This window comes from Streptomyces sp. NPDC013157 (genome assembly GCF_042899865.1).
Classification (GTDB): Bacteria; Actinomycetota; Actinomycetes; order Streptomycetales; family Streptomycetaceae; genus Streptomyces.
Genome location: NZ_JBIBAK010000015.1, coordinates 314,366 through 321,878 on the forward strand (window position 1 = coordinate 314,366; position 7,513 = coordinate 321,878).

A 7,513-nucleotide genomic window follows, 5' to 3' on the forward strand; every position below is an offset into this window, starting at 1 on the left:
CATTTCGCTCAACTCCTCCCCCAAAAGCATCCCTTATGGGACTGTTCTCACAGGCCGTCAGTAGTGACACCGGGGGAGGCATCTAGTCCATGGCAGACCTGAGTCCCACTCAACTGATCGTGATAGCCGTCATCGTCGTTGTCGTCGTGGCGCTGATCGTTCTCGGCCTGCGGCGCGGGTCGCTGAAGAGCGCGAGCTTCCAGGGCCTGGGCGTACGCGCGGATGTGAAAGGGGGGCAGGAACCTGCGCCGCTGGCGGACCAGACCCTGCAGACGGACGGATTCAAGGCCAAGCGATCGTTCCTGCTAACGGTGAAGAGCGCGAAGATCTCCCTCAAGAGGACCCACCTGAACGAGAGCACCGTACAGATCCTGCCGGACGACGGAAGCATTCAACCCGTGGTTCCGCCCACCTGGAATAACCCCGGCACTTCCGACGACCCGGGGGCAGATGGAAGCCAAGGGAGCACCGAGCCGGGCCGTACCACGCCGTGAAACATCGCAGCGTCACCACATGACGGTATGAGGGATCGACGAAACGAAGTAGATCAGGGGACGGGGAGATCGGGTGCCCGAACCGGTGGAAGAGCACCAGCACATCGACCGTGCCGAACAACTGGCTCGCGTGGCACGCCTCACGGCCCGGGACACACAACAGAGCGACGAGCGGGCGGCACTGTTTTTCGAGGGACCCGCGGACATCGGCAAGTCGTCCCTGCTCTTCGAGATTTACGAACGGCACTCCGACCAGGGGGTCTACTTCGTCGATCTGTCACGCGTCGACGGGGAGCGGGACGTACTGGAGGCACTGGCGATGCAGGCGCGTGGCCAGCGCGTCGACGTGCCGAGCTATCGCACCACGCGAGGCCGGTTCGCGGAGCAGTCCGCTTCGACGCAGGTCAGTTTCACCAACGTACGGGCCCGGAACTCCGCGATACAACTGCTCACCCAAGGTGAGGACCGAGGCCTGCAGACCGACGCGCTGAGCGACGCCCTGCTGGACAATTTGATGAGTGAATCCCGCAGGCCCGTGATCTGCCTGGACTCCTTCGAGGCGTGCGCACAGCCGATGCGACAGTGGCTCGGTCGAAAGCTGCTACCGAACCTGCTGACCCGCCGCGAGGCCAGCGTGTTCGTCGCAGGAAGGGAGCTGCCTCGTCTGTCCCATCCGTACTCCCGTGCCGTGCACACTCTGGTGCTGCCGCCGTTCGATGTGGATGCCGTGCGCGACTGGATCGAGGCACTTGGCTTGGCCAGTCTTCAGGACAAGGCTGTGGCCATCCAGCAGACGCACGGCGGCGTGCCGGGATTGCTCGCAGAATTCTTCGCCTGTCACATAGAGCCGGAGGCGGCAGTCCCCGCACGTACGGACGCCCACCGGCCCGGGGCCGGTACCGGGAACCAGGACGGTTGAGCCCATGACACAGGAATCCGTCATCCGGCAGGCTCTGGCAAGCTTCGACGAGTTGCCTCCCCCCGAGGCTCGACTGCTGGAGGCACTCGCCGTACACCAGTGGTTCACGGCGGACCTCGTCTCCCACACCGCGGCCGATCTCGGCGTCGCGGTAACGCCCGAACAAGTGGTCTCCACCCGCTTCGTCGTCAAGGACCGGGTTCCCTTCCCGGTGGGGCCGTCCCGCGACGTACAGTACGGCCTCCGCTCCGTCCTTCGCGTCGCGCTGCACGACCGCATGCGGACAGAGCGGACTGAGCGCTACCGGCAATCACACCGAATCGCGGCCACCTACTACAACCAGTCGCTGGATCCGCTGCGTACCGAGCGGCTCTCCTGGTACGTGAACGAGATCCGGCACCTGACGGCCTGCCGCCCGGACCTGGCGGTCGAGCGGCTCGCGGCGTTCGCCCACACCGCCCTCGTCGCTGGATGCGCCGAAGCGGCCAGCCGAGCCGCTGCCGAGGTGTCCGCCGCCCCCTCGGCAGCCGACGACGATCAGGCTCTGGCCGGCATTATCGAGGCGGTCGCGCAGATCTTGAACGCGCCAGCCCACATCGACCACAGCACGGTCGTATTACTCAACGACCTCCTCACCCGCTACAGCACACCCGCCGGCCCGGCCGCGACCCGGCTCGTTCTGCTCGCCCGTGACCTCGTCGTCCACTACACCGAACGAGCGACGCCAGCCACCCCCCTGACGGCGTTGGTCGCTCCTGCAGCCACTGCCACGGTCGATCCGCGGGGCGTACCGGTCCTCGGGGGCGAACTCCGTCTGCTGGAGGATCTGTCTCATCCGTCGAGAATCATCAAAACTCGCAGTCTGCGCGTCGAGCTGCCTTCCAGAAAGGTGGCCTACCACCGGGTCACCACCAGGCTCGCCACGGAGGACCGGCCCGGCCGCAGCCCTGTGCTCGCCGACGTCCTGCCGAGGAACAACTGGCACCTGCTCGACAGCATTGACCTCAGCGAACGGGGCGTCCGGCCCGTGGATGTGCTCCGGACGCCCGAAGCCGCCCGCATCCTGGCCCAGGGCCTCGGCCGCCTCTTGGACCCCGGCGGCCACGCCCCGGGCACCTCGGGCCGGGCCGAACTGTCCCGGCGGCTGAACTCGCTCGGCTGGTACGGCGGGGACGACGAGCTCAACGATCTCCTAGAGCGCACCCGGCAGTCGGACGACGTGGAGGAACTGCTCCGGAACCGCGCTGCCGAGCTGATGCGCTACACGCCCGTCGTGGCCCTGCTGGACGTCTATCCGGGACTTCCCTCCGAGGTGTCGTACGAACATCAAGAGGAGTGCGCCGCGCGCCGGGACGGCCTCGGACGTGTGGTCGTCTCGATCCCCCTCACCCTTCCCCTGCAGGTGCGCAACCAGTTGGAATTCGTCGCTCCCGACGGCCTCGTGCCCGTCCTCCACCCGGTGGCGGAAGGAGTCCAGTTCACGCCGGTGCGCAGCGAGCGCCCTGCCTCCACGGAGCGGCGGTACGAGGTCCAGACAGAACCTCGCGAGGAGGAGGCTGCGGCCCGCATTAACATCGAGCTGGGCTACCGGCTGCCGGACCGGGAGTTCAGGGACGCGGCACGCACGGCTGTGCTGTGCATGATGCTGTCCCTGCTGCCGCCCCTGATCCTTCTGACGTTCGACACCAGCCTGGTGGTCGTCTACAGCTCGCTCATCGCGGGTGTCGTGGCGGCGGTGGAAACACCCAAGGATGGCTTCCACCAGGACAGGACCGAGCCGCTCCAGGCGTACGCGGGCAAAAGCCTCCGCCGGCTCCGCCAGACCAACACGCTGGTGGCGGTCGCCGCGGCGGCGGCGGCCGCGCCCTCGATCGCGGCGAGCGTGTTCATCTCCGGCGCCGCCTTCCTGTGGTGCCTGGGCACTTTCATCGTGGTGTTGAACGCACAGAAAGGGGCGGAACGGCCCCTGCACGGACCGTCGCGCTCAGGAGGTCGCACTCTGACCGGCTGAGGAACAGCTCCCAGCGCTGTGACCGCAGAGGTTCGCCGGGTCGGTGGTCGTGTCGAGTTCGTAGCCACCCGGCAAGACGCAACGGACGTGATGGGTGTGGACCGACGTGTCGAACGTGGGCCGCCTGGACGCGACGGTCGTCGGCTACTCGATCTGGCGCGACATCCCGGGCCACTGCCTCCGGCGGGCCCTGCGGCGGCTGCGGGCCGTGCAGACGTTGGGATGGAAACGCGCCCGGCGCACTGAGCTGATCTTCAACCCCGCCGTCACCTTCTCACGTCTCGACCAGGAGCACCGCCCCGGCTTGCGAGGCGACTCCGTGACCGGTGCCCTCAACGCGGACACGCGGGTAGGACCCGATACGCATCTCCACCTGGAAAGGGCCTCCGACGGTGAGGGAACAAGGACCTCAACAATCTTCATTCTCGCTGGTCAGATGCGCCTTCTGCTTTCTTGATCACCAACCGGGCAGTCCGCCTCATGAAAGCGCGAGGTCAAGAAGGAACCGGGCAGACGGGTAGCGCTGCCAGGCCCCGAACCAGGCGAGTCCTTCGCCAGGTGAGCTGTTCGACCGGCACCGCGAGTTGCATGTCGGGGAACCGGCTGAGCAGCTTCCGGAGAGCGATGTCCGCCTCGGCCTTGGCCAAGGGGGCCCCGATGCACCGGTGGATCCCGTGTCCGAAGCTCAAGTGACCGGCAGCGTTTCGGTCGAGATCGAGGTCGGATGGTTCCGGCCAGCGTGCCGGGTCGCGGTTGGCGGCACCGATGGAGACCAACACCGGCTTGCCCGCCGGGATCTCGACGCCGCCAAGCGTGACTGCCTCGGTGGTGAACCGAAACGTCGCCATGCTGACGGGCGAGTCGTACCGGAGTAGTTCGTCGAGCGACGAAGCGATCTCGGCAGGGTGTCGAAGGAGCCGCTGAAATTCCGACGGGTGCTGAAGCAGTGCCAAGACCGCGTTCCCGAGGAAGTTGGTCGTCGTCTCGTGGCCGGCGACCAACAGCAGCACCCCCAGGGACAGCAACTCCTCCTCGGAGAGCCGCTCGTCCCCGTCGCGGGCCGAGATGAGGCGGTCGAGAAGGGCCTGCCCCGGCCAAGAGTGCTTCTCAGCGATCAACCCCTTCATGTAGTCCGCCAAGGAGTGGGAGGCTGCGTCGATGACGGCGGGTGCCCCGGAGGCGAACAGCTCGCCAGACCACTGCCGGACCTTTGCGCGGTCCGGCTCCGGGACACCGAGCAGCTCGCAGATCACGATGACGGGGAGCGGCACCGCCAACTTCGCGACGAGGTCGACGGGGCCTTCGGCCGGCCACCTGTCCAGCAGTGCGTCGGTGGTCCTGGCGATGAATGGCCGAAGCTCCTCCACTGCCCGAGTGGTGAACGAATTCATCACCAACCTGCGCAGGCGGGTGTGGTCCGGCGGATCGGTGGCCAGCATGTTGTGTGCGACGGCAGGATGGAGACGCCGCCGCGACTCCTTGCCCGCGAAGAACCCTGCGGTGTCCTTCGAGAGCCGCGAGTCCGCGAGGGCTTCCCGAGCCTCCTCGAACCCGGTGACGAGGTAGCTGCCGCGCCCACCCGAGCCGGCCGGAACGTGCTGCACCGGGCACTGAGCGCGCAGTGCGGCGTAGGTCGGGTAGGGGGCACGCAGGAAGGCCGGGTTTGCAGTCGGGTCGCTCATGCCATCAGGCTCCGACCGGCTCGGGCTGGCCGCCGTCGGCGACACGCAGGGGTCCGCGTTGGGCGTAGGAGTCTGCTACCAGGAGCAGCCACTCAGTGTCGTCCCGGAGGGTTTTCCTGACGGAAGCGTTCGTCGTCGGGGCGGCAACGACAAGGGGAAGCCTGCCTGTTCGCAGGGCGGCCAGCGCATCCTGGACGATGGCCGCCTCCACGAGGGCTGCACTCTTCACACCGGAGTCGGGTGAAGCCTTCCTCGCTGCTTCCTCCACCTCTCGCGAGCGGTACGGACGGAGCGCGAGTATGCCGTCACTGATCTCGATCACCCGCCGTTGCAGAAGGAAGTCGGGCTCCGCGGCCGCGCCGTCGCCCTGGTTGTCAACGGCGAGGACAATCTGCGGCATAGCCCGCGACAGGTCCCGCCAGAGCGGTGCGAGCGCTTCGAAGGAACGCTGCTCCCAACGGCGCCGACGATACTGGGCGACCGGGTAGGCCACAGCGGGCAGAGTGAGGCCGACACAGATCAGGAGCACGGCCAGAGCGGGCGAGGTCAGGCTGAACACGCAAGGGCCTGCCACCAACGACGAGCACTCCGAGTGGTCGGGAACCAGGTGGAAACCGAACCCGAGGGTGATGAGCACCGTGAGCTTGTAGGCCGTGTAGACGATGGCGAAGCCGCGTCCCACGGCGGCTGTGCGGAAGCCGAAGCGGACGCTGGTCTTGCGGGAGGACCTGGATCGCAGGAGGGCCTGGCGCAGGAAGTCGATGACGGCGAAGCCGAGGTAGGAGATGAAGAGAAGCAGGTAGAGCGCATAGACCTGCGGGGAACGGTGCGTCATCTCCTCCACGGCGAACAGGACTGTCATGCCGGACACGACGGCGGCCAGGAGGCTGATGCGCGAGCGGGTGCGGCGACGGGCCTCCTCGTGCGCAAGGTTCACCTGGTAGGAGATCGCCAAGACGGAGGTGGCTGCTGCGAGAGAGGCGCTGTTGCTCAGGAGACGGGCCACATGCGGGACGACCGCCTCGACCGCGTGCTCAACCAGAGGCGCATACGAGGCGAAGGCGGCGGCGAACGATGCCAGGAGCGCCCCCATGGCGCCGGCGCCAGCGGGCCTGGGCGTACCTCGACCGAAGATCCAGTATCCGGCGGCGGCTGCGAGAATGCAGGCCATACCAAGGAAGAGAGAATTCATCGGAAGCGAAGCCGACCTTTCTTGACTGGTTGTGAGAACAAGGCATCCCAGCTGTCTGCACCCTTATGGGGATTAGGGGGCGGGAGTTCTTTTTCGCGGTAGATGCGATGGCGAATGACGCTAGCCATGGTTTCCGCTTATCGCTCGTCGGCGGTCGAGTAGCTTGTCCGTCCGGACATCCGCATGACCAGCGTCGGATTGACCCCGAGCGAGTGGGCCGTATCCGCGTCCACTTCGATGCTGCCGGGGTGGTCGAAGAAGACATGGCACAGTTCGTGCGTGAGGATATGGCGCTGATGATGGACGGACGTTCCCTCCTCGTAGAACAAGAGGTCTGCCGTCGGCGTCTCAAGTCTGATGCCGCACGGAGCATCGACAGCACCGAGCGTTTTCAGAGGTCTCAACACGATGGGCTTGCCGCGAAGCTCGGCTATGGATTCGCGCAAATCGCGCGTGCTGAAGCGATAGGGAAGACGCAGGTGCTCGACCTGCTCCTCGCACCATTCGCGAAGTTGGCTCCCGTCAATCTCGGGCAAGGGTAAACCAACTCCTCCTTGGCCTGGTCTGCACGCCGACTTGCTCGCGGCCCCGGTAGGAGAATGCCAAAGGATGTCTGGAACTCGCGCTTCCAGGAACGCCCAGTTCCGGTTACGCCCAGTGATCGATTACTGGTAAGTGTCGTGGAGATCGAGCGAGCTGTTTAGCCGGATTGGTGCTGAGGTCTCCGGAGGATTCGGTACAGAGACTCGGAGTTGAGGGACGGCGAGACGCGTCGGCCGAATGAATGGCCACCGTGAGATCCGACTGCTCCGAGTGAGGGCCCAAGGAACTCTGGAGCGTGTTGTGACTCAGGTCATGCGAGAGTGAAGCCTAGAGTCTCGCGCCATGGAGTCCAGGGGCGGCCAGGGTGACATCGACGATCCTGGCGAGGAGTCTTTGTCCGAGCTGCTGCGATCGTGGCGCAGGCGCGCGGATCCCCGGACCTTCTCGGGCCTGCCGATGCACGGTCGGCGAGGTGAAGGCCTGACGCACAGCGATGTGGCTCGGGTTGCGTCCAGGGAAGTGGTGTACGGGTTTGACCTGATCCGGGGGTTTGCTCCGGCGTTGGGATGGTGCCCGCATAGATGAACGGCCACCGGCTGATCTTCGAGATGTCGAGTCACGAAGGAGATCAGCACGATGACCGCACCCGACAGTCTGCCTCTGCACGCCCTC

The 7,513-nt window shown here is 66.2% G+C and carries 7 protein-coding genes; 4 read left to right on the plus strand and 3 right to left on the minus strand.

What is annotated here, in order from left to right:
- Window positions 1-89 precede the first annotated feature (89 nt).
- The 4 genes from ACFY6U_RS37190 (at window position 90) to ACFY6U_RS37205 (ending at window position 3,881) form a co-directional block, all read left to right on the plus strand.
- Window positions 90-494 carry a hypothetical protein gene (locus tag ACFY6U_RS37190; RefSeq protein ID WP_390045459.1) on the plus strand — a complete coding sequence of 135 codons (405 nt, stop codon included), beginning with the start codon at window positions 90-92 and terminating at the stop codon, window positions 492-494.
- 73 nt (window positions 495-567) lie between these two features.
- Window positions 568-1,413, plus strand: coding sequence for a hypothetical protein (locus ACFY6U_RS37195; protein WP_390045461.1), 846 nt, complete (start codon window positions 568-570; stop codon window positions 1,411-1,413).
- A 4-nt stretch (window positions 1,414-1,417) separates the two neighbouring features.
- Window positions 1,418-3,424, plus strand: coding sequence for a hypothetical protein (locus ACFY6U_RS37200; protein ID WP_390045463.1), 2,007 nt, complete (start codon window positions 1,418-1,420; stop codon window positions 3,422-3,424).
- A gap of 94 nt (window positions 3,425-3,518) precedes the next feature.
- Window positions 3,519-3,881 (plus strand): hypothetical protein, encoded by a 363-nt coding sequence (locus ACFY6U_RS37205; protein WP_390045494.1) that lies wholly within the window; start codon window positions 3,519-3,521, stop codon window positions 3,879-3,881.
- 37 nt (window positions 3,882-3,918) lie between these two features.
- On the opposite strand, the gene ACFY6U_RS37210 is transcribed toward ACFY6U_RS37205, so the two are convergent.
- From ACFY6U_RS37210 to ACFY6U_RS37220, 3 genes are all read right to left on the minus strand, one after another.
- Window positions 3,919-5,106, minus strand: coding sequence for a cytochrome P450 (locus ACFY6U_RS37210; RefSeq protein ID WP_390045465.1), 1,188 nt, complete (start codon window positions 5,104-5,106; stop codon window positions 3,919-3,921).
- A gap of 4 nt (window positions 5,107-5,110) precedes the next feature.
- Window positions 5,111-6,277, minus strand: a complete 1,167-nt coding sequence (locus tag ACFY6U_RS37215; RefSeq protein WP_390045467.1) for an MAB_1171c family putative transporter — start codon at window positions 6,275-6,277, stop codon at window positions 5,111-5,113.
- A 158-nt stretch (window positions 6,278-6,435) separates the two neighbouring features.
- The gene (locus tag ACFY6U_RS37220) at window positions 6,436-6,834 is read right to left on the minus strand and encodes a regulator component (RefSeq protein WP_390045469.1); all 399 of its coding nucleotides are present in this window, start codon (window positions 6,832-6,834) and stop codon (window positions 6,436-6,438) included.
- Between the last annotated feature and the right edge of the window lie 679 nt (window positions 6,835-7,513).